Consider the following 18,409-nt stretch of genomic DNA (forward strand, 5'->3'; position numbering starts at 1 on the left):
GATTCAACATCTCACCACGAAGCCAGACCTCATGCTGAGGAACCCGCCAAAGCGGGCGTCTCGAAGGATGGCCGCAAAGACCCCGGCCTACTGCTTCTGCAGCTTCGTCAGCGTGCCCGTACCGCTCGTGTCGGTCGCAGAGTAGCTCACCCTGTCGCCGGCATGCACGGCATCGAGCATCGCGGCGTCCTTGGCCTTGTACTCTTGGAGCGTGCCGGCACCGCCGGCGCTGCCTCCGACCGTGCCCTTCTGGGTCTGCTGGATCGAGATCGTGCTGTTGAGCCGATCGATCCTGGTGACCATTCCGGTCATGTCGTCGGCGAAAGCGCTGGTGGCGAGCATGCCGACGACTGCCGCGCCCGCGAGGATGAATCTAGTGGTTCCCATCGAGGCCTCCCGATGCCTTGGATTACCATCGACAAGACATCCTAGATCGATTTGGTTCCGGCAGATAGCGTGGCAATAGGTTAACGATCGCCCGCGGCCGCGGGAACCCTCCGTAAGCGGTCAGTGAGGCTGACGCTATTCCATCTCCTGCTGGATCAGGCGCCCGAGGGCAAACAGCCGCTGGTCGATCGTGGTGGGAACCTCGCAGACGAACCGCACCACCTTGTGGCGGTCCTCGAAGATGCGGGTCTTCCAGATCAGCTCGTTGCTGAGCGCGTCGACCTTGGCGTCGTCGCGCGGCGTTGCGCCCTGGAGCGCCTGGAGCTGAACCGACTCCTCGCGGATATTGTCGGCCGCCTCGCGCTGCTTGCGGCTGACGCGTTCGAGCCCGATCATCACCTGGGAGCGCTGGGCGTTCAGCGTATCGAACAGGCCGGCGAACAGCAGTTTCGCATTCGCGGCCTTGTCGGCGCCGGAGCCCGCCAGGAATTCCTTCACTGACTTCTCGGCCTCGTCCAGGGGCGTCTTGCGCGCCGACAGCTTCGAGACCAGCGCGCTGACCTTGGTGTCGTCCTTCCACTTGTTCTGGACGTCGTCGAGCGCCGGGCCGGCCCAGACGGCCGCGAGCGAAATCTCCGGTACTTTTGCCTGTGTGCACGGCCAGTTTGGATAGCGCGGATCGGCCGCGCGTGCGGCCGTGCCCGACAGCGCGAGCGCGAGAACCGCCATCGCCAAGATCCGAACCGTCATCCTTCGCCTCCCGCAGGGCCCCGTCGCGCCAGCCCGCGCGAGGGATCATAGGCCAGAATAGCGCCGATCATGAAGACGATTGTGCACGTCGCGACCACCGCCAGCGAGATCCAGTTGACCTGTCCGTACAGTGCGAAACGTATCAGTTCGACCGCATGGGTGAACGGATTGGCCTCGCAGAGATAATAGAGATAGGGGCTGCCCTCCTGCACCCGCCACAGCGGGTAGAGCGCGGAGGATGCGAAGAACATCGGGAAAATCACGAAGTTCATGACGCCGGCAAAATTCTCCAGCTGCTTGATGCCGGAGGAGATCAGCATGCCGAGCGAACCAAGCATCAGCCCGGACAGGATCAGCGCCGGGAGCACGGTGAGATAACCCGATGGCGGTGGGGTGATGTCCCAGAACCAGGCGATCAAGAGGAACGCATAGACCTGGAGCAGCGACACCGCCGTGCCCGCGAGCAGCTTGCAGAACAAGAGGAAGCCGCGCGGCAGCGGGCTCACCAGCAGCGTGCGCATGTTGCCCATCTCGCGGTCATAGACCATCGACAGCGAGGATTGCATGCCGTTGAAGAGCTGGATCATCGCCATCAACCCGGGCGCGATATAGACTTCGTAGAGGATATAGGTCTCGTAGGGCGGGATGATGGAGATGCCGAGCACCTGGCGGAAGCCGGCGGCGAAGATGAACAGCCACACCAGCGGCCGCACCAGCGCGGAGACGAAGCGCTCGCGCTGATGCAGGAAGCGCAGCCCCTCGCGCCAGACGATGCCGGTGAGGCAGGTCATGTACTCGGACGTCGAGAATCCACGTGGGGCCTCGCGCGTGGTGATGCTGCTCATCCGCCGCCTCCCGGCATCGTCTGCGCGCCTGTCAGGCGCATGAAGGCGGTGTTGACGTCCTGCGCGCCGGCTTCCGTGATGACCCGGCTCATCGGCCCCTGCGCCAGCACCTTGCCCTGGTGCAGCACCACGAGATCGTCGCCCGGCATGATCTCGTCGAACAGATGCGTGGCCCAGAGCACGCCGATGCCTTGCTCGGTCACGAGCTGGCGGACATGGCTGATGATGTCGGCGCGCGCCTTGACGTCGAGGCCGACGGTCGGCTCGTCCAGCAACAGCAGTCGCGGCCGGTGCAGCAGCGCCCGCGCGATCTCCAGCCGCCGCATCTGTCCGCCGGAGAGATCGCGCACCTTGCTGCCGGCGCGCTCGGTCAGCCCGATGCGCCCGAGCAGCTCGGCGCTGCGCGCGGCAGCATCGCGGCGGCTGATGCCATGGAGGGCGGCGTGATAGAGCAGGTTCTGCGTCAGCGACAGATCGAGATCGAGCGTGCGCGGCTGGAACACGACACCGAGCAGCCGCAGCGCCTCGCCGGGGCTTTTGCCGACGTCATGACCGAAAATGCCGACCCGGCCGGACTGGATGCCGAACAGCCGCGTGATCAGTGAGAACAACGTGCTCTTGCCCGCGCCGTTGAGGCCGAGCAGCGCGGTGAAGCTCGCGGGCTGCACGTTGAAGGAGACGTCCAGCAGCGCGCGCCGCGGGCCATAGGAATGGCTGACGCCGTCGATCGACAGCGCCGGCACCGCGGCCGGATCGGGCCTCTGCGTCTCGCGTTGGTCGGCGATGGGGGCGGGGCTGGTCATGGCGCGATCGTGATGCCCCAGGGCAGCTCGCCCACCTGAATGGTCTTGATCACTTTTTGCGCGGCGACGTCGATGACGGAGACATCGTTCGACACGCCGTTGGTGGTGAGCAGGTATTTCTCGTCCGGCGTGAACGCCATGTGCCAGACCCGTTGTCCGACCAGCAGATATTTCATCACCTTGCGGGTGGCCGTGTCGACCACGGCGATGCGGTTGGCGGGGCCGAGCGCGATGAAGGCGGTCTTGTCGTCCCGGGTCATGCCGATGCCGACCGGCTGGATCGCTTCTTTCCTCAGGCCCGGAATCTCGAAATTGACCTTGCCGATCACCTCGTGCTTTCCGGGGTCGATGATCGACACCGTGCCGCCGATCTCGGAGGAGATCCACAATTCCGACGCGTCGTGCTTGAACTCGGCAAAGCGCGGCCGCGCGTCGACCAGCACGTTGGCGACGATCTGGCGCGAGCTGGTGTCGATGAAGTGCGCCATGTTGGTCGTCTCGGACGTGTTGATCAGCGTCTTGCCGTCCGGACTGATGGTCATGCCCTCGGGCTCGACGCCGACCTGGATGTCGCCGAGCCGGGCGCGCTTCTCGAGATCGATCACGGTCACCGTGTTGTCGTTCTCGTTGGCGACGTAAAGGATCTTTCCGGCGGCATCCTGAGCGAACAATTCCGGGTCGGGCCCGGAAGGCAAACTGTCCACCACGGTTTGCGACTTGGCGTCGATCATCTGGATGGTGTCGTCGTCGCCGACTGCGACCATCACGAACTTGCCGTCGCGCGTGAAATCGATGCCGCGGGGGCGTTGGCCGACCTTGATGGTCTTGGTTACGGTCCAGCTCTCGGTGTCGATCACCGACACCGTGTTGCTCTTCTCGTTCGAGACATAGGCGATGAACGCATGCGCCGGCGCGGCTGTCAGCGCCAGCCCGGAAAGAAGCCCAACGCGCCACATGCGCGACATCCGTATCCTTACTTCAACTTGCATTTGCTCTCCGGGCGATCGTAGCCGAGCGTGTCGAGCTCGGAGACCTGGTGCAGAAAACCCTCCTGCGGCGACACCGACACCACCATGCGGCCGTCGACGAGCAGGATCGGCTGGCGCAGCTGCAGGTTCCAGTCGCGCAAGGTCAGCTTCGTGCCTTTGAAGGCGGCGACCGAGAAATCCGGACCCTTGATGAAATCGGTGACTTTTTTGACATCGCCGGAATTGGTGCGCGAGGTGGCTTCGCCGATCATGCGCACGGCCGTCCATGCCTGCATGTCGAGCGCGGTCATCCGCCGCGAGTTCAGCTTGACGAAGCGGTTTTGCATCTGGATCGCGCCCCACTGGTCCTGTGAAGCGTCCCAGCTCCGCGGCACGAGACCGGCCGAGCCCGCGACGGGGCGGGGATCCCAGGTGCGATAGGGCAGGTAGGCGCCGAACACCTCGCTCTCGTCGGCGGCGACCAGCACGTCGTAGGCCGGCGCCTGTTGCGTGAACACCGGCATCTGGCGCTGGATCAGCGTCACGCCTGAATCGGTGCGCCGCGCGCCGCCTTTGTCCTCGAAATTGCGCTCCTGTACGATCTTGGCGCCGAACCGTGTGGCGGTGCGCCGCAGCGCATCGGCGAACAGCTTGTCCTCGTCATGCGAGCCGACCACGAGCAGCCAGCGCTTCCACTGCTTCCACACCAGGTACTGGCCGAGCGCGTCGGCGAGCATCGACCGCGTCGGCGCGGTATGGATGACGTTGGCGCGGCAATCGGCCTCGCGCAGCCGCTCGTCGATCGCCCCCGCATTGAACAACAGCGTGCCGCGCTCGCGCAGGGCGTCCGATACTTTCAGCAGCGCATCGGCCGGCAGATCGGCGATGATGAAGCCGTTGCGCGCGGCAAGATCGGTCGCGGCCTGCACGGCATCCTCGCCCTCCTTGATACGCCGCTCCTCCAGCGCAAAACGCTGGCCCAGGAATTTGCCGGTGGTGTTGTTGTCCTCGATGGCGAGGCGCGCGCCGGCGACGCCGTCATTGTCCGCGGGCTGCTCGACCAGCGACAGCGTCGATCTGGTGCCGGCGATACCGAGATAGCCGACGCCGATCATGACAGGGTCAGCCGCGAGCGCACTCGTCGCGGTGACACCCAAGCCGATCAGGCCGACCAACCATCGGATCATGTTTCCTCCAGAGGTTCTCCCCGGCTTGACCGCCGGTGGAGAATTGTCTCTGCTAAAGCATGACCGATTTGCCGGGCCATGCAACCCCGCATTTCGTCCCCGCGCAGGAGGCCTGGAATCACGATCATGCGAGCGCCGATATGTTTGCTGATATGTTTCATGGCTTTGCTGTTGACGGCATCGGGCGCGCGCGCCGATCCGCCGAAGCTCGCGGTGTTCGATTTCGAGTTGATCGACACCAGCCTGCCGGGCGAGTTCTACGGCTCCAAGCCGGAGGAGGCGCGGCTCGATCGCGTCGGCGAGCAGCTGCGCAAGGAACTGACTGAGTCAGGCAGGTTCCAGGTGCTCGATATCGCGCCGGTCAGGGACGCCGCCCGTCACGCCAATCTGCAGGCCTGCGGCGGCTGCGACCTCAAGCTTGCCGGAGAACTCGGCGCCGAGCTGGAGATCACCGGCATGGTGCAGAAGGTCTCGAACCTGATCATCAACCTCAACATCTATCTGCGCGACGTGAAGACCGGCAACATGATCACCGCCGCCAGCGCCGACATGCGCGGCAACACGGATGAATCCTGGACCCGCACGATGAACTACCTCATCCGCAACCGCTTGCTGGCACCGAATTACGGCAAGCCGGAGTAGATTCTTCTCTCCGCGTGCGCCGCTGCCACCTTCTCCCACAACAAGGGGAGAAGGGAAGGCAGCGTGCGCTTGGCGTGCAGAGCATCACCCTTTCAATCGCTCCGCATGCCAATGCAGGTGATCGCCCATGAAGGTCGAGATGAAATAATAGCTGTGGTCGTAGCCCGCCTGCCGCTGCAGCGTCAGCGGGACGTTGGCCTTGGTGCAGGCGGCCTGCAGCAGCTCTGGCCTCAGCTGCTCCTTCAGGAAATTGTCGGCCTCGCCGACATCGACGAGGAAGCCGGAAAACTTCGCGCCGTCCTCGATCAGCGCCACCGTGTCGTGGCTGCGCCACGTATCCTTGTTCGGCCCGAGATAGCCGGTCAGCGCCTTGATGCCCCAGGGCACGAGCGACGGCGCCACGATCGGCGCGAACGCGCTGGCGGCGCGAAAACGGTGCGGGTTGCGCAGCGCCACCGTCAGCGCGCCGTGGCCGCCCATGGAATGGCCCATCACCGATTGCCGCTTGGCATCGACCGGAAAATTCTCGGCGACCAGCTTCGGCAGCTCGTCGGTGACGTAGCTCCACATGCGATAATTGCGCGCAAACGGCTCTTGCGTGGCATCGACATAGAAGCCGGCGCCGAGGCCAAAATCATAGGCATTGTTGGCGTCGCCCGGCACGTCGGGCCCGCGCGGGCTGGTGTCGGGCGCGACGAAGATCAGGCCGAGCTCGGCGCAGGCCTTGCGGAATTCGCCCTTCTCGGTGACGTTGGCATGCGTGCAGGTGAGGCCGGACAGATACCAGACCATTGGAAGCTTGGCGCCGGCTGCATGCGGGGGAACATAGACCGAAAACACCATGTCGGTTCCGGTCGCCTGGCTTGCGTGGCGATACACGCCCTGCACGCCGCCATAGGATGTATTGGTCGAGACAGTCTGAATCGTCATGGCTTTGGGCTCCGTGGCATCTAACCACATCATGATTGCAACGCTTGTGTGACCGAATTTGCGGCAGCTGCCGGCGCGTCAGGCGACGCCACTGTCGATCGCCAGCCGCACCAGCTCGACCGAGGTTTTGACGCCGAGTTTCTGGCGCATGATGGAGGAGGTGTTGGCGACCGTCTTGTAGGACGATTGCACCAGCCAGGCGATCTCGGACAGGCTCTTTCCGGCGCTGAGCAGCCGCAGGATCTCCATCTCGCGCGCGTTCAGCTTCGACAGCGGGCTTTGCGCCAGCGTCGGCCCTGCGAAGGCGATGCTGCGCGCGATCGCGCTCGGCAGATAGGTGCCGCCGCCTCCGACGGTGCGGATCGCCTCGACGAGGTCGTCGGGGTCGCCGGTCTTGGAGACATAGCCCTTGGCGCCGCATTCGATCGCGCGCGCGGCGAAGGCGGGGTCGTCGTTCATGCTGAACATGATGATGCGGGCCTCGGGCGCGCGCTCTAGGATGCGGCGCGCCAGCTCGAAGCCGGAGACGGTCGGCAGGTTGATGTCGATGATCGAGAGGTCGGGGCGCTCGACGATGAAGACGCATTCGCCGTCCTCGGCGTCGGCGGCCTCCAAAATCTCGATCTCGCCTTCGTCGGCGAGCACGGCACGGCAGCCGGAAGCCACGATGGGATGATCGTCGACGATCAGAATGCGCATGGACGCTCCTCGCGACAGCGCCGACCTGTTTTCCGCCGCATGATACCGGACGAGACAAATGCGCGTCTCATGTCGCCTCATGCAACCCGGCCGGGATTGCTGTACGGTTTCGATTAGATATCGGGCGCTTCGCCTCTGTCAACGTCACCGGACAGGCGCGGGCCAACCTTCGCGGGGCGACAGGCGGCACCAATGTGGCAAAATCTATCCTTGCGCGCGCGCATCAACCTGCTGCTGGCGCTGCTGCTGGCGCTGGGGCTCGCGGTCAATATCGGCCGCCAGGTCGCGGAAGCCGGGCCGCGCGTGCAGGCCGAGGACCAGAGCGTGATCCGGCTGGCGCGCGAATTCATCGAGATGATCGTTGCGGACCTCAACGAGGCGCCGGATCCTGACGCGCGGTTGAACCAGATCGCGCGCGACCTCAGCCGCCTGCGCCATGTCAGCATCGCGCTTCGGGACGGCGACGGTCGTCCGCTGACGCCGCCCCGGAGCGACGCCGATGACGACACGCGCGGGCCTCCGGCCTGGTTCGTCGGTCTGGTTCATCCCGAGCAGACCGCGGTGAGCGTGCCGGTCTCGATCCACGGCAAGCCGGGCTCGCTGCTGATCACCTCGCACCCCGACGACGAGATCGCCGAGATCTGGGACGGCATCGTGACCCAGCTCGAGGTCGGCTCGGTGATCGCGCTGGCGCTGTTCCTGGTGATGATGAATGTGGTCGGGCGGGCGCTGGCGCCGCTGCAGTCCCTGGCGGATGTGATGGCCGAGCTCGAGGGCGGACGCTATCAGGCGCGCGTCGTGCCGGGCGGCGCGCCGGAACTCGCAGCGATCTGCACCAAGCTCAACCATCTTGCGGCGACGCTCAGCGAGGCGATCGAGGACAAGCGGCGCCTCGCCGAACGCACGGTGTCGCTTCAGGACGTCGAGCGCAAGGAGATCGCGCGCGAGCTCCATGACGAGTTCGGCCCCTACCTGTTCTCGCTGCGCGCCCATGCCAGTGCGCTGGCGAAGCAGGCGGACGGACGCGCCCCGAATGCCGAGGCCGTGCGAAGACACGGCAGCGCCATGCTGGAGCAGATCAACGCGCTCCAGCAGTTCAATCGCCGGGTGCTGGAGCGTCTGCGCCCCGTCGGCCTTGCCGAGCTCGGCCTGCGTCAGGCGCTGGAATCGCTGTCGCGGCTGTGGCGGGAATCGCATCCCGATGTCGCGATCGAGACCGTGATCTCGCCGGCGCTTGGCGTCACCGGCGAGACCGCCGACCTTACCATCTACCGCATCGTGCAGGAGGCGCTGACCAACGTGTTCCGCCACGCCGGCGCGACCTCGGTCAACGTCGTCATCGAGCCGGTGGAGCAGGTATCGGGCGATGGTCGCTTCTGCGCACGGGTGCGGGTCAGCGACAATGGCCGCGGCATGGAGCCGGGCCAGAAGCTCGGCTTCGGCCTCGTCGGCATGCGCGAGCGGATCCTGGCGCTGGGCGGCACACTCAACGTCGTCTCCGGCGATGGCGGTCTGACCGTCGAAGCGCTGGTTCCGACGGCGGTGGCCTGATCGCGTCGGGAAGAATTCCCGATTTTGTCGGGAAAATTGGTGCGGATATGGCCCGACCTTTTGTGGCTGGCGCACGCCTTGCTGCCGATTACACTCGCCCTCGACCAACCGGCGAAAATCAAAACAGCCGGTGATCACGGATGGGAAGGCAGGGATGGGCAATCGTCTTTGGCGTGTTGGATTCAAGCGTCTTGGGTTCAAGCGTCTTGGGTTCAAGCGTCTTGGGTTCAAGCGTCTTGGGTTCAAGCGTCGTTTGTTGATGGCGTCGGTTTCGAGCGGGCTGGTGTCCGGGCTGGTCTTCGCGGCCCCCGTGTGGGCGGCACAGGACGAGGAGACCAACGTCCAGAACCTTCCGCCGGTCGAGGTGACCGCGCCGCCGCCGGCGAGCGTGAGGCGCAGCGCGCCAACGCGGCCGGTCGCGCGTGTCGGGGCGGCGTCATCCGCCAGCCCGAAGACGCGCCTTTACGTCTACCCGACCTCGCCGGGCACCGGCCGGGGTCTCGACGTCGACAAGGTCCCGTCGGCGATCAACGCCGTGGATGCCAGCCAGATCAGGCGCACCGGCTCGCTGAACGTCACCGATGCGCTCCGCGACAACATCGCCGGCGTGAACATCACCGAAGTCACCGGCAATCCGTTTCAGCCGGATGTCGAATTCCGCGGCTTCGTCGCCTCGCCCGTGACCGGCACGCCGCAAGGCCTTGCGGTCTACCAGAACGGCGTCCGCATCAACGAAGCGTTCTCCGACGCCGTCAACTGGGATCTGATCCCGACCGCTGCGATCAGGTCGGTGACGCTCGTGACCAACAACCCCGCCTTCGGCCTCAACGCGCTGGGCGGCGCGATCAATCTGCAGATGAAGGACGGCTTTACCTATCAGGGCGCGGAGCTCGATCTGATGGGCGGCTCGTTCGGCCGCATCCAGGGCTCGGCGCAATGGGGCAAGACGGTCGACAAGAATTACGCCGTCTATGCCGCGCTCGAGGGCCTGCACGACAACGGTTTCCGCAACTTCTCCCAGTCGGACGTGCGGCGCTTCTACGGCGACGTCGGCTACAAGGCCGGTGACAGCGAATTCCACGCCAACATGGGCGTCGCCAAGAACGATTTCGGCGCCAGCGCCACCGTTCCCGCCGAGCTGCTCGACAAATATTGGGGCGCGACCTACACGACCCCGCAGACCACCTCCAACCGCGTCGGCTATCTCAACCTGACCGGCAAGGTCGATGCGACGCCGACCTGGACGCTCGAAGGCACCGCGCATGTGCGCCGCTACGAGCAGAAGCTCGTCGACGGCAACCCGACCGACGCGCAGGAATGCGCCATCGCCGGGCTGCTGTGCTTCGGCGACGACACGACACCGGCGAATGGCACGAGCGGCGTGCAGCTTGCCAATCCGTATCCGTCCGGGACCATCCTCGGCGAGATCGACCGCAGCTCGATACGATCGACCACCTTCGGCGTGTCGGGGCAGGCCACCAACACCGATCAGCTGCTCGGGCACGACAACCGCTTCGTGATGGGCGCGACCTACGACGCCAGCGTCACGCGCTACAACGCCACCGCCGAGATCGGCTCGATCGGAGAAAACTACGTCGTCAGCGGCAGCGGACTCTTCCTGGGGCCGACCGGCGTACCTGATACCGTTGCCGGTCCCGTCTCGCTGCGGACCGTCAACCAATATAACGGTCTCTACGCGATGGACACTTTCAATATCACCGACGCCTTTGCCGTCACCGGCGGCGGCCGTTTCAACGTGGCGCGCATCTCGCTGGAGGATCAACTCGGCACCGATCTCAACGGTGATCACACCTTCACCCGCTTCAATCCGGTGATCGGCGGCACCTACAAAATCACGCCGGAGCTGACCGCCTATGCCGGCTATTCCGAGGCCAACCGCGTGCCGACGCCGCTGGAACTCGGCTGCTCCGATCCGGCCCGTCCCTGTCTCATTGCCGCGTTTCTCGTCTCCGATCCGCCATTGAAGCAGGTCGTGTCCAAGACCGTGGAAGCGGGCCTGCGCGGCAGCAGGGAGCTGAACATCGGCACGCTCGGCTGGAAAGTCGGCGGCTTCCGCGCCACCAATTACGACGACATCGTCGCTATCCCCGTTCCCGGCCGCACCGGCTTTGGCTATTTCTCCAATGTCGGCCGGACCCGGCGGCAGGGGCTCGAGGCCGAAATCAACATCAAGTCGTCGACGCTTCAGTTCCAGGCGAGCTACGCCTTCGTCGATGCGCGCTTCCTCGACGCACTGACCATCGGCTCGAACAGCCCGTTCGCCGACGCCGACGGCAACATCCAGGTCTCGCCCGGCAACCAGCTTCCGGCGATCCCGCGTCACCGCGTCAAGGTCGGCGTGGACTATGCCGTGACCGACGTCTGGAAGGTCGGCGGCAACGCGATCTTCGTCTCCAGCCAATATCTGGTCGGCGACGAGTCCAATCAATATGCGAAGCTGCCGTCTTATACCGTGTTCAATCTCCACACCTCCTACCAGGTGACCAAGAATTTCCAGCTCTACGGCAAGGTCGACAACATCTTCGACAAACGCTACGCGACCTACGGACAGTTCTTCGACACGGGAGCCGTGCCCAACTTCACCAACGGCGGCGCCGACTTCAACGACCCGCGTTCGCTCAGCCCGGCAAGGCCGCGCGCGTTCTATGCGGGGATGAGGGTGACGTTCTGAGCCCGGCCCGGCAAGCCCGGGGCCGGTGTGGGTGACGAGGAGGGGGGCTTCGTCGGTGCGCCGGCGCGGCGTGTCGCCACGGCTGTGTTCTACCTCAGGCCGATTGACTCATTGTTCATGTTTTGTTCTTATGCTGGTCGTCCAGCCAAGGGAGCGAGCCATGGACAACCGCATCAATGAAATCCGTAAGATCATCAGGGCGTTACGTATCAGCATGCGTGAGGCTGAAGCGATCATGCATGAACAGATCAACCGGGACGAGGACTGCACTTTCGTGGCCAACGAGGTCATGAAGATGCGTACGGTAATGAGCGGGCTCGTCCAGGAGCGGGCCGCGCTCGGAGACACCGACCCGATCGTCGTCGCCAGCCTGTTCGTTCCCCGCCGAAAGCCGACGCCGCCGCGCCTCCGTATCGAGCGGCGTCGTCTCGTCCCGCCGCGAGAGGCGGCACGGGCATGAAAGGACAGAGGCCGACCTACTTCTCCGACATGCAGGAGCCGCCGGAATTTTTGAAGGCGCTCGATCATGCGCGGCGCCTGTCCTGCCTCGAGGGTTGGTGCCGCATGCACATCGAGGCCATCCAGGTCGCGATCGACCAGTACGCGGAAGCAGCTCTCGGCAATCGGGAGTTCTTCCTCAACAAGCCGCACAGCATCGGCGGAAGTCGCAGCAACGGCGACGTGCCGTGACATCGAGGACCCGTCCCGGTGCCACGCTGTCCGCCGCCTACTCCGCCTTCGCCCGCCCCAGCGGTGCGGCCGCGACGCTCGTTTGCCCCAGGCCTTTGGCCGCACTCGCGCGATGCCGCCGCTGGACCAGATACTGATCGCCGAGCACCCCGGCCAGGATCACCGTTCCCATCACCGCGAAATTGAGCGAGCTCGGAATGCCGAGGAGGTTGACGAGATTCTGCAGCATCTGGAGCAGCACGGTGCCGAGCACGACGCCGATGATCGAACCTTCGCCGCCGCGCAAGGAGCAGCCGCCGAGCACGGCGGCGGCGATGGCGTAGAGCTCGTAGAACGAGCCATGCACGGCAGGCGAGATCGAGCGGGTGTACATCGCGATCAAGATTGCGGAAAACGCGGTCAGGCCGCCGCAGATGATATAGGCCGAGATGGTCACCCGGTTTGAGCTAATGCCGGAGTAGCGCGCCGCTTCTTCGTTTTTGCCGACGGCATAGAGATAGCGGCCGAACACGGAGCGGTGCAGCGCCACCCAGGCGATGACGGTTACCACCGCGAGCGCCACCACGCTGTGCGGCAGCGGGAAGCCCAGCACGTTGGTGCGGCCGGCGGTCAGCCATTCCAGCATGGGAAAGCTCGCACCGAAGCCGAAGCCCGCCGTCGCGTCCTCGGTGTAGTAGCGCGCCGCGCCGCGATAGATCAGAAGACCGCACAGCGTCACGACAAAAGGCTGGATCCGCATCCTGGTCACCAGGGTGCCATGTATCAGGCCGATCGCGAGCCCAGCCGCGACGATCATCGCGACTGCGGCGATCCAGTTGATGTCATGATTGACGATGAGGTCGATGAAGAGGACGCCGAGCAGCGCGATCACGGAACCAACCGACAGCTCGATTCCGCCGATGATGATCACAAAAGCTTCCGCGATGGAAAAGATGCCGAACAGTCCGACCTGGTTGGCGGTGTTGGAGAGATTGCCTACGAACAGGAATCTCGGATTGATGAGGGCGACGACGGTTCCAACCACGAGGATCAGAACCAGAAGGCTGAGGTCTTTCTTTGTCAAATTCCCTCCGCCTCAACTGAGTGGCCGACTGCGAGCTGGAGCACATTGTGCTCGCTGAACTGGCTGCGATCAAGGAAACCCGAGATCGCGCCCTCGTGCATGACTGCGATCCGGTCGCTGACCCCGATCACCTCCTCCATGTCGCTGGAGATCATCAGGATCGCGACGCCGGCGTCGGCCAGGCGGCGCAGCATGTCGTAGATCTCCTGCTTGGCGCCGACATCGACGCCGCGCGTCGGCTCGTCAAAGATCAGAACCTTCGGCCGCATCGACAGCCATTTGGCGAGCACAACCTTCTGCTGGTTGCCTCCCGACAGAGAGCGGACCGCGGTGGCGACGTCGGGCGCGCGGATATTGAGACGCTCGCGCTGGCGCGAGGCATTCTTGTTTTCGCGCGCCGTATCGACCAGCCAGAAGCGCGAGTAGGACGCCAGATCGGGCAGCGAGATGTTTTCGGCGATCGAGACGTCGAGCAGCAGGCCCGAGATCTTGCGGTCCTCCGGAACCAGATAGATGCCCCGATCGATGGCGGCGCGCGGGCTGGCGATGCGGATCGGCTCGCCATCGAGTCTCATCGTGCCGCCACGCAATCGGTCGATGCCGAAGACGGCGCGCGCAAGCTCCGTGCGTCCAGAGCCGACGAGCCCGGCCAGTCCAAGAATCTCGCCGCGGCGGACGGACAGGCTCACGGTACGGTCCGGATAGGTGTCGGTGACGGCATTGATGATCTCGATCGCGCTGTCGCCGGGCGGTGCAGCCGGCGGAATGTAGAGCGATTTCAGATCACGGCCGATCATCAGCCTGATCATCGCCGCCGGCGAGAGCTCCGCGCGCGTGAGCGCGCCGACCATGCGCCCGTCGCGCAGCACGACCGCGCGGTCGGCGCACTGAATCACCTCGTTGAGGCGATGTGTGATGAAGATGACGCTGACGCCGTGAGCTTTCAGGCCGGCGACGACCCGCATCAAGCGGTCCGTCTCGGTGAGCGTCAGGCTCGAGGTCGGCTCGTCCATGATGACGAGACGGGCATCGAGCGAGAGCGCCTTCATGATCTCGACGAGTTGGCGCTGCGCCAGCGACAATTCGGCGAGCGGCGCGTCCGGTGCGAAATCGCAGCCCAGCCGCTCGAGCAGCGGAGCGACATCGGCATAGAGCCGTTTGCGGTCGATCAGCCGCAAGGGCCCGCCGTGCACGGGCTCGCGGCCGATGAAGACATTGCCGGCGACATCGAGATTGTCAAAGAGGTTCAATTCCTGATGGACGAAGGCGATGCCCGCCTTGATCGCATCCGCCACGGCGAGCGAGCTTCGCTCGATGCCGTCGACGCGGATCACGCCGCCGCTCGGCTCCACGATTCCGCCGAGCACGCGCATCAGTGTGGATTTGCCTGCCCCGTTCTCGCCGACCAGGGCAATCACCTCGCCGGCCGACACCTCTAGCCCGACGTGGTCGAGAGCGACCACGCCGGGATAGATCTTGCTGATATCGACCAGCTCGAGAAAAGGCTCTGGCATGGCAGGCCGCGCTGCGCGCAGCACCGATCCTCCTACTTCTTCAGCATCTGCTTCATCGAGCTCATGAAGTCGTCGACGTTCGCCTTTTCGATGACCTTGCCCGGCACGATGATGATGCCGTTGGCCGGAATGCCCGACTTGTTGCCGCCGATGTAATTCGCCATCAGCTTCATGCCCTGATAGCCCCATTCGAACGGCTGCTGCACCACCGTGCCCACGATGGTGCCTTCCTTGACGCCGCCGAGGGTGATCGGATCCTCGTCGAAGCCGATGATCTTGATCTTGTTGAGCTTGCCTGCCTCCTTGAGTACCTCGTAGATGCGCGGCGTGTTGTAGGAGTAGAAGCCTACGAGGCAGCTCACATCGGGCATGGCTGCGAGGATGTCCTCGACATTGCGCTTGGCACGGGTCTGGTCGATCTCGTCGCCGCGGACGTCGACGAGCTCGACCTTCGAGCCTTTGATCGTCTCCTTCACGCCTTCGATGCGCTCGCGCGCATTGTCGGCGCCGGGCAGGCCCACGAAGCCGACGCATTTGCCGCCGTTAGGAAGCGCCTTGACCATCAGCTTTCCCGCCTCCTTGCCGAGATCGGTGTTGGAGGAGCCGATATAGGCCACGCGCTTGGATTGCGGCGCGTCGCTGTCGGTGGTGAACAGCACCGTCTGGGACGCAACCTTGTTGAGCTGTTCGGTCTGGTTCTTCGGATCGACCGCGCTGACCATGATGCCAGCGGCACCGGCGGCGACGAGGTCATCCATCACGCGCTGCTGCACGGCGGCGGCAGCCTGTTCCGGATATTTGAACTGGAGTTCGTAGTTGGGCAGTTCGCCCTGCGCCTTCTTCATTCCGGCCTCGGCGATCTTCCAGAAGTCGGATGCGCCGTTGACGACGAAAGCCAGAACCTTCTTGTCCGCCGCATCAGCCGAGCCGACGCCCAGCGCTATCGCGAACGCAACAGACACACCTGCAACCAAGAGACGCTGCATATCATCCTCCCCTTAGGCGGTCGGCCTTTGATGACGGCCAACTCTGCTTGAGCTCGAATTGAGCGCATGCCTCCGTCCCCGAGATGCGTGCAGATCAGCCGCCATCCGCGACTTCGCGGCAGAGGCGGGTCACCGGCTACCTCGCGAGGTGAAATGAGGCACGTACCTCAACGTAGCAGAAGCACGCCGAGCGTGCAATTGAAAGCGAGGTTCATCGCAATTCTAAGCGGTGCTTGGCTCGGCATCGCCGCCATCCTGCAAGCAAGGCGGCGGCGTGCGCTGCCGACGGTTGCGGCGCAACATGCAGAAGCAGGAGGCTTATCAAGCTGGTCCACTCTCAGCTACCCGCCTTGGGTGGAGCATCGGAGATTGACTCGGACATCGCACCAGCGTTTGCCCCTGCGCGCCTTTTCGAGCGCCGGGGCACCCCTCGCGCCTTAACCGCTCGGAAACCATGGCAAATGATCCGAAAACTTTAACGAAACTGTTCGGCTGTCTCTGCGTCGGTTCGTCGGAGGGCCCGTCCGATGACAGAGCACCAGTTGAGAGAGCAGGAATTCCAGATCGCGCGCTACAGGCGCTTGGAGCGGGAGGTGACTGATCCGCTTGCCGCATGTCTGCTTCATGGCATCATCGAGGACCTTGAAGCCGAGCTGCGCAGGGACAGACCGGATTGGCACGGGCCGCGCGATTAACGCTTTGTTAGCTCTGATCATGCGGATGATGCACGCGGGAATGCCAGGGGAGACTGCTCCCATGCTCAAGGACGGCAGCTACACGGCGTGGTACAAGACGCCGCTCGATCAAGGCACCGGCATAGTCCATGTCGCAGACGGACAGATCTGGGGCTGCGACAGCCTGATGACGTATCACGGCTTCTGCAAGGTCGACGGCGATCGCTTCACCGCCACCGTATCGACGAAGCGCCACACCGACGGACGTGCAACGGTCTTCGGCGTCGACGACGAGCTCACGCTGGAGATCGAGGGAAGCTGCCCGGGCAAGGTCGCCACCTACACGGCGACGGCCGCGCAGGTGCCGGGAATGATCCTTCAGGGTACGCTCATTCGCACGGAGCAGCAGCCGCCCGCACCCGAACGAACCGGGCAGGTCGCTTCGTTCAATCCCGACAAGCTGCCGAAATTGCCGAAGCGCTCGCGCTGATCGCGCAAACCATTTGGTTGATGGCTGCTGCCGCGCGTCGCCCCGACCTTGAGGTCTGGGCGACGCGGTGGTCGTCTGCCCCACACGCCGTCACGATGTCTTCTTCCTTGCCTCCACGTATCGTGCGAAATTGTCGAGGATCGCCTGCCAGCCGCCTTGCTGCTGCTCGACCGAGTGCGTCGCTTCGCTGTCGAAGGTGATGCGGACGACAATGCCCTTCGGGCCGGGCACGAACTCGACTTCGGCCTTGCGATCGCCGAACGCGTATTCGATCCGCTTGTGCTCGTCGATTTTCGTGTAGGTGCCGGCGAAGTCGAAGCCGATGCTGCCGTCCTTGGCCTCCATGCGTGACGAGAAGGCGCCGCCTTCGCGCAGATCGACCGTCGCCCTGGTGGTGTGCCAGTCGTTCGACGCGGCGTTCCACTGCATGATGTCGGAAGGCGTTGTATAGGCACGCCAGACCTGATTGATGGGGGCTGCGACGCTGGTTTCGACGGTGATCCTCATGGGGCATTGCTCCTGGTTCGATTTCGACGGTTCAAGGTGACGCGTCACGTCAGTGCGCGGGGGCCATCTACGGCACGTCCTGGATGCGTCCATCCAAGGACGATCGAAACCGGTCCGTGCCGACAAGGTCGAGCCGTTGAAAATATGAAAAATGCGTCGTCCGAATGTCCGTGGGGAGCGCAGCGACATGCTGCGACTCGAGCGGCGGGTCCTAACCTGACGGGCGGCCCGGCCCGCCGGCTCTTTTGAAACCGCTGGACAGCCGCCATTGTGCCGCCGCCGAGCTACGCCAGTAATCCGTCGAAGTCGGAATAGATGACGTCGGCGGTGCGCTGATAGTGCTGCTGAAGCAGGTGCACGGCCTGCTCGCTATTCTTGGCGAGTACTGCCTGAAGGATGTGACTGTGCTCAGCACCGACCTTGCGTGCCGGATACGCCTTTGCAATCGACATCATGCGATAGCGATAGAGCCGGTCGGCGAGTTGCTCGCAAAAGCCGAGCAGCGGCCGTGAACCGCAAAGACCGATCAGCGTCGCGTGGAACGCGCGGTGCACCTTCTCCCAATCCGGATTGTTCTCGAATGTATCGGGCTTGAGCGAACGCGGCGTACGATCGAGCCGGTGATGCGCAACCAGCAGAGCCTCTTCCCAGGTCTGGGTCGCATTCTGCATGGACTCGCGCAGCGCCAGGCCTTCGACCCAGCACCGCGTCTTGGTCAGTTCCTGAAGCTCGTCCTTGCTGACCTCCTTCACATAGAAGCCGCGCTGCTCCATGCCGACGACGAACTCTTCCGTGGTCAGGCGATTGAGGGCCTCGCGCAGTGGGGTCTGCCCGACATTGTACTGCTCCATGAGGAAGCGCGACTGCAGCTTGCGTCCGGGCTCCAGCCGCGTGGTCAGGATGTCGGCTTTCAGGCGCGCATAGATCGTCGTCGCCAGTGTGGCCGGCTGGTCCGCCCTCGGGGTCTGCAGGTCAGAGTTCATGAGCGTCCATCAAAATCGTCAACTCATTCTGTACATTAGCAGGCTTCC

20 protein-coding genes are annotated in these 18,409 nt (G+C 64.3%); 7 read left to right on the forward strand and 13 right to left on the reverse strand.

What is annotated here, in order from left to right; all coding sequences use genetic code 11:
• Window positions 1-87: 87 nt before the first annotated feature.
• The 6 genes from OC450_RS32830 to OC450_RS32855 form a co-directional block, all read right to left on the reverse strand.
• Entirely contained in the window at window positions 88-387 is a 300-nt protein-coding gene (locus OC450_RS32830; protein ID WP_211387080.1) for a copper-binding protein, read from the reverse strand.
• A 135-nt stretch (window positions 388-522) separates the two neighbouring features.
• Entirely contained in the window at window positions 523-1,137 is a 615-nt protein-coding gene (locus tag OC450_RS32835; protein ID WP_211387081.1) for a hypothetical protein, read from the reverse strand.
• On the reverse strand, window positions 1,134-1,982 hold the full coding sequence (locus OC450_RS32840) for an ABC transporter permease (RefSeq protein ID WP_211387082.1): 849 nt from the start codon (window positions 1,980-1,982) through the stop codon (window positions 1,134-1,136). Before OC450_RS32840 ends, OC450_RS32835 begins: the two co-directional genes overlap by 4 nt.
• On the reverse strand, window positions 1,979-2,785 hold the full coding sequence (locus OC450_RS32845) for an ABC transporter ATP-binding protein (RefSeq protein ID WP_262049402.1): 807 nt from the start codon (window positions 2,783-2,785) through the stop codon (window positions 1,979-1,981). The genes OC450_RS32840 and OC450_RS32845 overlap by 4 nt, the downstream gene beginning before the upstream one ends.
• Complete coding sequence (locus OC450_RS32850) at window positions 2,782-3,750, reverse strand: YVTN family beta-propeller repeat protein (RefSeq protein ID WP_211387117.1); 969 nt, start codon at window positions 3,748-3,750, stop codon at window positions 2,782-2,784. The genes OC450_RS32845 and OC450_RS32850 overlap by 4 nt, the downstream gene beginning before the upstream one ends.
• Before the next feature lie 8 nt (window positions 3,751-3,758).
• Window positions 3,759-4,940 carry an ABC transporter substrate-binding protein gene (locus tag OC450_RS32855; RefSeq protein ID WP_211387084.1) on the reverse strand — a complete coding sequence of 394 codons (1,182 nt, stop codon included), beginning with the start codon at window positions 4,938-4,940 and terminating at the stop codon, window positions 3,759-3,761.
• A gap of 159 nt (window positions 4,941-5,099) precedes the next feature.
• Between OC450_RS32855 and OC450_RS32860 the strand changes: the two genes are divergently transcribed.
• Window positions 5,100-5,582: a DUF3280 domain-containing protein gene (locus OC450_RS32860; protein WP_410050531.1), complete on the forward strand. Its 483-nt coding sequence runs from the start codon at window positions 5,100-5,102 to the stop codon at window positions 5,580-5,582.
• Between the two features lie 84 nt (window positions 5,583-5,666).
• Here OC450_RS32860 and fghA read toward each other — a convergent pair whose 3' ends face one another.
• Window positions 5,667-6,512, reverse strand: coding sequence for an S-formylglutathione hydrolase (fghA, locus tag OC450_RS32865; RefSeq protein WP_262049404.1), 846 nt, complete (start codon window positions 6,510-6,512; stop codon window positions 5,667-5,669).
• Between the two features lie 78 nt (window positions 6,513-6,590).
• Window positions 6,591-7,211 (reverse strand): response regulator transcription factor, encoded by a 621-nt coding sequence (locus OC450_RS32870; protein WP_211387087.1) that lies wholly within the window; start codon window positions 7,209-7,211, stop codon window positions 6,591-6,593.
• Between the two features lie 192 nt (window positions 7,212-7,403).
• Here OC450_RS32870 and OC450_RS32875 point away from each other — a divergent pair, with 192 nt between their 5' ends.
• From OC450_RS32875 to OC450_RS32890, 4 genes are all read left to right on the forward strand, one after another.
• A complete protein-coding gene (locus OC450_RS32875) occupies window positions 7,404-8,762 on the forward strand; it encodes a histidine kinase (protein ID WP_211387088.1) in 1,359 nt (452 codons plus the stop codon).
• Between the two features lie 154 nt (window positions 8,763-8,916).
• Entirely contained in the window at window positions 8,917-11,454 is a 2,538-nt protein-coding gene (locus OC450_RS32880; protein ID WP_410050532.1) for a TonB-dependent receptor, read from the forward strand.
• 160 nt (window positions 11,455-11,614) lie between these two features.
• Window positions 11,615-11,914, forward strand: a complete 300-nt coding sequence (locus tag OC450_RS32885; protein WP_211387090.1) for a hypothetical protein — start codon at window positions 11,615-11,617, stop codon at window positions 11,912-11,914.
• Window positions 11,911-12,144, forward strand: coding sequence for a hypothetical protein (locus OC450_RS32890; RefSeq protein ID WP_211387091.1), 234 nt, complete (start codon window positions 11,911-11,913; stop codon window positions 12,142-12,144). Before OC450_RS32885 ends, OC450_RS32890 begins: the two co-directional genes overlap by 4 nt.
• Before the next feature lie 37 nt (window positions 12,145-12,181).
• Here OC450_RS32890 and OC450_RS32895 read toward each other — a convergent pair whose 3' ends face one another.
• From OC450_RS32895 to OC450_RS32905, 3 genes are read right to left on the reverse strand one after another with little or no spacing between them, the layout of a single operon-like run.
• Window positions 12,182-13,207 (reverse strand): ABC transporter permease, encoded by a 1,026-nt coding sequence (locus OC450_RS32895; RefSeq protein ID WP_211387092.1) that lies wholly within the window; start codon window positions 13,205-13,207, stop codon window positions 12,182-12,184.
• The gene (locus OC450_RS32900; RefSeq protein WP_211387093.1) at window positions 13,204-14,721 is read right to left on the reverse strand and encodes a sugar ABC transporter ATP-binding protein; all 1,518 of its coding nucleotides are present in this window, start codon (window positions 14,719-14,721) and stop codon (window positions 13,204-13,206) included. Before OC450_RS32900 ends, OC450_RS32895 begins: the two co-directional genes overlap by 4 nt.
• 32 nt (window positions 14,722-14,753) lie before the next feature.
• Complete coding sequence (locus tag OC450_RS32905) at window positions 14,754-15,707, reverse strand: sugar-binding protein (RefSeq protein WP_211387094.1); 954 nt, start codon at window positions 15,705-15,707, stop codon at window positions 14,754-14,756.
• Between the two features lie 527 nt (window positions 15,708-16,234).
• Between OC450_RS32905 and OC450_RS32910 the strand changes: the two genes are divergently transcribed.
• Together OC450_RS32910 and OC450_RS32915 are read left to right on the forward strand one after the other, a co-directional pair.
• Window positions 16,235-16,402: a hypothetical protein gene (locus OC450_RS32910; protein ID WP_211387095.1), complete on the forward strand. Its 168-nt coding sequence runs from the start codon at window positions 16,235-16,237 to the stop codon at window positions 16,400-16,402.
• Window positions 16,403-16,463: 61 nt separating this feature from the next.
• Entirely contained in the window at window positions 16,464-16,871 is a 408-nt protein-coding gene (locus OC450_RS32915) for a hypothetical protein (RefSeq protein WP_262049405.1), read from the forward strand.
• 90 nt (window positions 16,872-16,961) lie between these two features.
• Here OC450_RS32915 and OC450_RS32920 read toward each other — a convergent pair whose 3' ends face one another.
• The gene (locus OC450_RS32920) at window positions 16,962-17,378 is read right to left on the reverse strand and encodes an SRPBCC family protein (RefSeq protein ID WP_262049406.1); all 417 of its coding nucleotides are present in this window, start codon (window positions 17,376-17,378) and stop codon (window positions 16,962-16,964) included.
• 284 nt (window positions 17,379-17,662) lie between these two features.
• Window positions 17,663-18,361, reverse strand: a complete 699-nt coding sequence (locus tag OC450_RS32925; protein ID WP_256809208.1) for a GntR family transcriptional regulator — start codon at window positions 18,359-18,361, stop codon at window positions 17,663-17,665.
• Window positions 18,362-18,409: the final 48 nt, after the last annotated feature.

It is taken from the genome of Bradyrhizobium sp. Bra78 (assembly GCF_024519855.1).
GTDB classification, from domain to species: domain Bacteria; phylum Pseudomonadota; class Alphaproteobacteria; order Rhizobiales; family Xanthobacteraceae; genus Bradyrhizobium; species Bradyrhizobium japonicum_G.

Coding starts and splice junctions, on each gene's coding strand:
- OC450_RS32840 (WP_211387082.1), bottom strand. CDS start 1,982: ATGAGCAGCATCACCACGCGCGAGGCCCCACGTGGATTCTCGACGTCC.
- OC450_RS32920 (WP_262049406.1), bottom strand. CDS start 17,378: ATGAGGATCACCGTCGAAACCAGCGTCGCAGCCCCCATCAATCAGGTC.
- OC450_RS32885 (WP_211387090.1), top strand. CDS start 11,615: ATGGACAACCGCATCAATGAAATCCGTAAGATCATCAGGGCGTTACGT.
- OC450_RS32855 (WP_211387084.1), bottom strand. CDS start 4,940: ATGATCCGATGGTTGGTCGGCCTGATCGGCTTGGGTGTCACCGCGACG.
- OC450_RS32845 (WP_262049402.1), bottom strand. CDS start 2,785: ATGACCAGCCCCGCCCCCATCGCCGACCAACGCGAGACGCAGAGGCCC.
- OC450_RS32875 (WP_211387088.1), top strand. CDS start 7,404: ATGTGGCAAAATCTATCCTTGCGCGCGCGCATCAACCTGCTGCTGGCG.
- OC450_RS32890 (WP_211387091.1), top strand. CDS start 11,911: ATGAAAGGACAGAGGCCGACCTACTTCTCCGACATGCAGGAGCCGCCG.
- OC450_RS32835 (WP_211387081.1), bottom strand. CDS start 1,137: ATGACGGTTCGGATCTTGGCGATGGCGGTTCTCGCGCTCGCGCTGTCG.
- OC450_RS32905 (WP_211387094.1), bottom strand. CDS start 15,707: ATGCAGCGTCTCTTGGTTGCAGGTGTGTCTGTTGCGTTCGCGATAGCG.
- OC450_RS32830 (WP_211387080.1), bottom strand. CDS start 387: ATGGGAACCACTAGATTCATCCTCGCGGGCGCGGCAGTCGTCGGCATG.
- OC450_RS32870 (WP_211387087.1), bottom strand. CDS start 7,211: ATGCGCATTCTGATCGTCGACGATCATCCCATCGTGGCTTCCGGCTGC.
- OC450_RS32915 (WP_262049405.1), top strand. CDS start 16,464: ATGCTCAAGGACGGCAGCTACACGGCGTGGTACAAGACGCCGCTCGAT.
- OC450_RS32925 (WP_256809208.1), bottom strand. CDS start 18,361: ATGAACTCTGACCTGCAGACCCCGAGGGCGGACCAGCCGGCCACACTG.
- OC450_RS32850 (WP_211387117.1), bottom strand. CDS start 3,750: ATGTCGCGCATGTGGCGCGTTGGGCTTCTTTCCGGGCTGGCGCTGACA.
- fghA (WP_262049404.1), bottom strand. CDS start 6,512: ATGACGATTCAGACTGTCTCGACCAATACATCCTATGGCGGCGTGCAG.
- OC450_RS32860 (WP_410050531.1), top strand. CDS start 5,100: ATGGCTTTGCTGTTGACGGCATCGGGCGCGCGCGCCGATCCGCCGAAG.
- OC450_RS32880 (WP_410050532.1), top strand. CDS start 8,917: ATGGGCAATCGTCTTTGGCGTGTTGGATTCAAGCGTCTTGGGTTCAAG.
- OC450_RS32900 (WP_211387093.1), bottom strand. CDS start 14,721: ATGCCAGAGCCTTTTCTCGAGCTGGTCGATATCAGCAAGATCTATCCC.
- OC450_RS32910 (WP_211387095.1), top strand. CDS start 16,235: ATGACAGAGCACCAGTTGAGAGAGCAGGAATTCCAGATCGCGCGCTAC.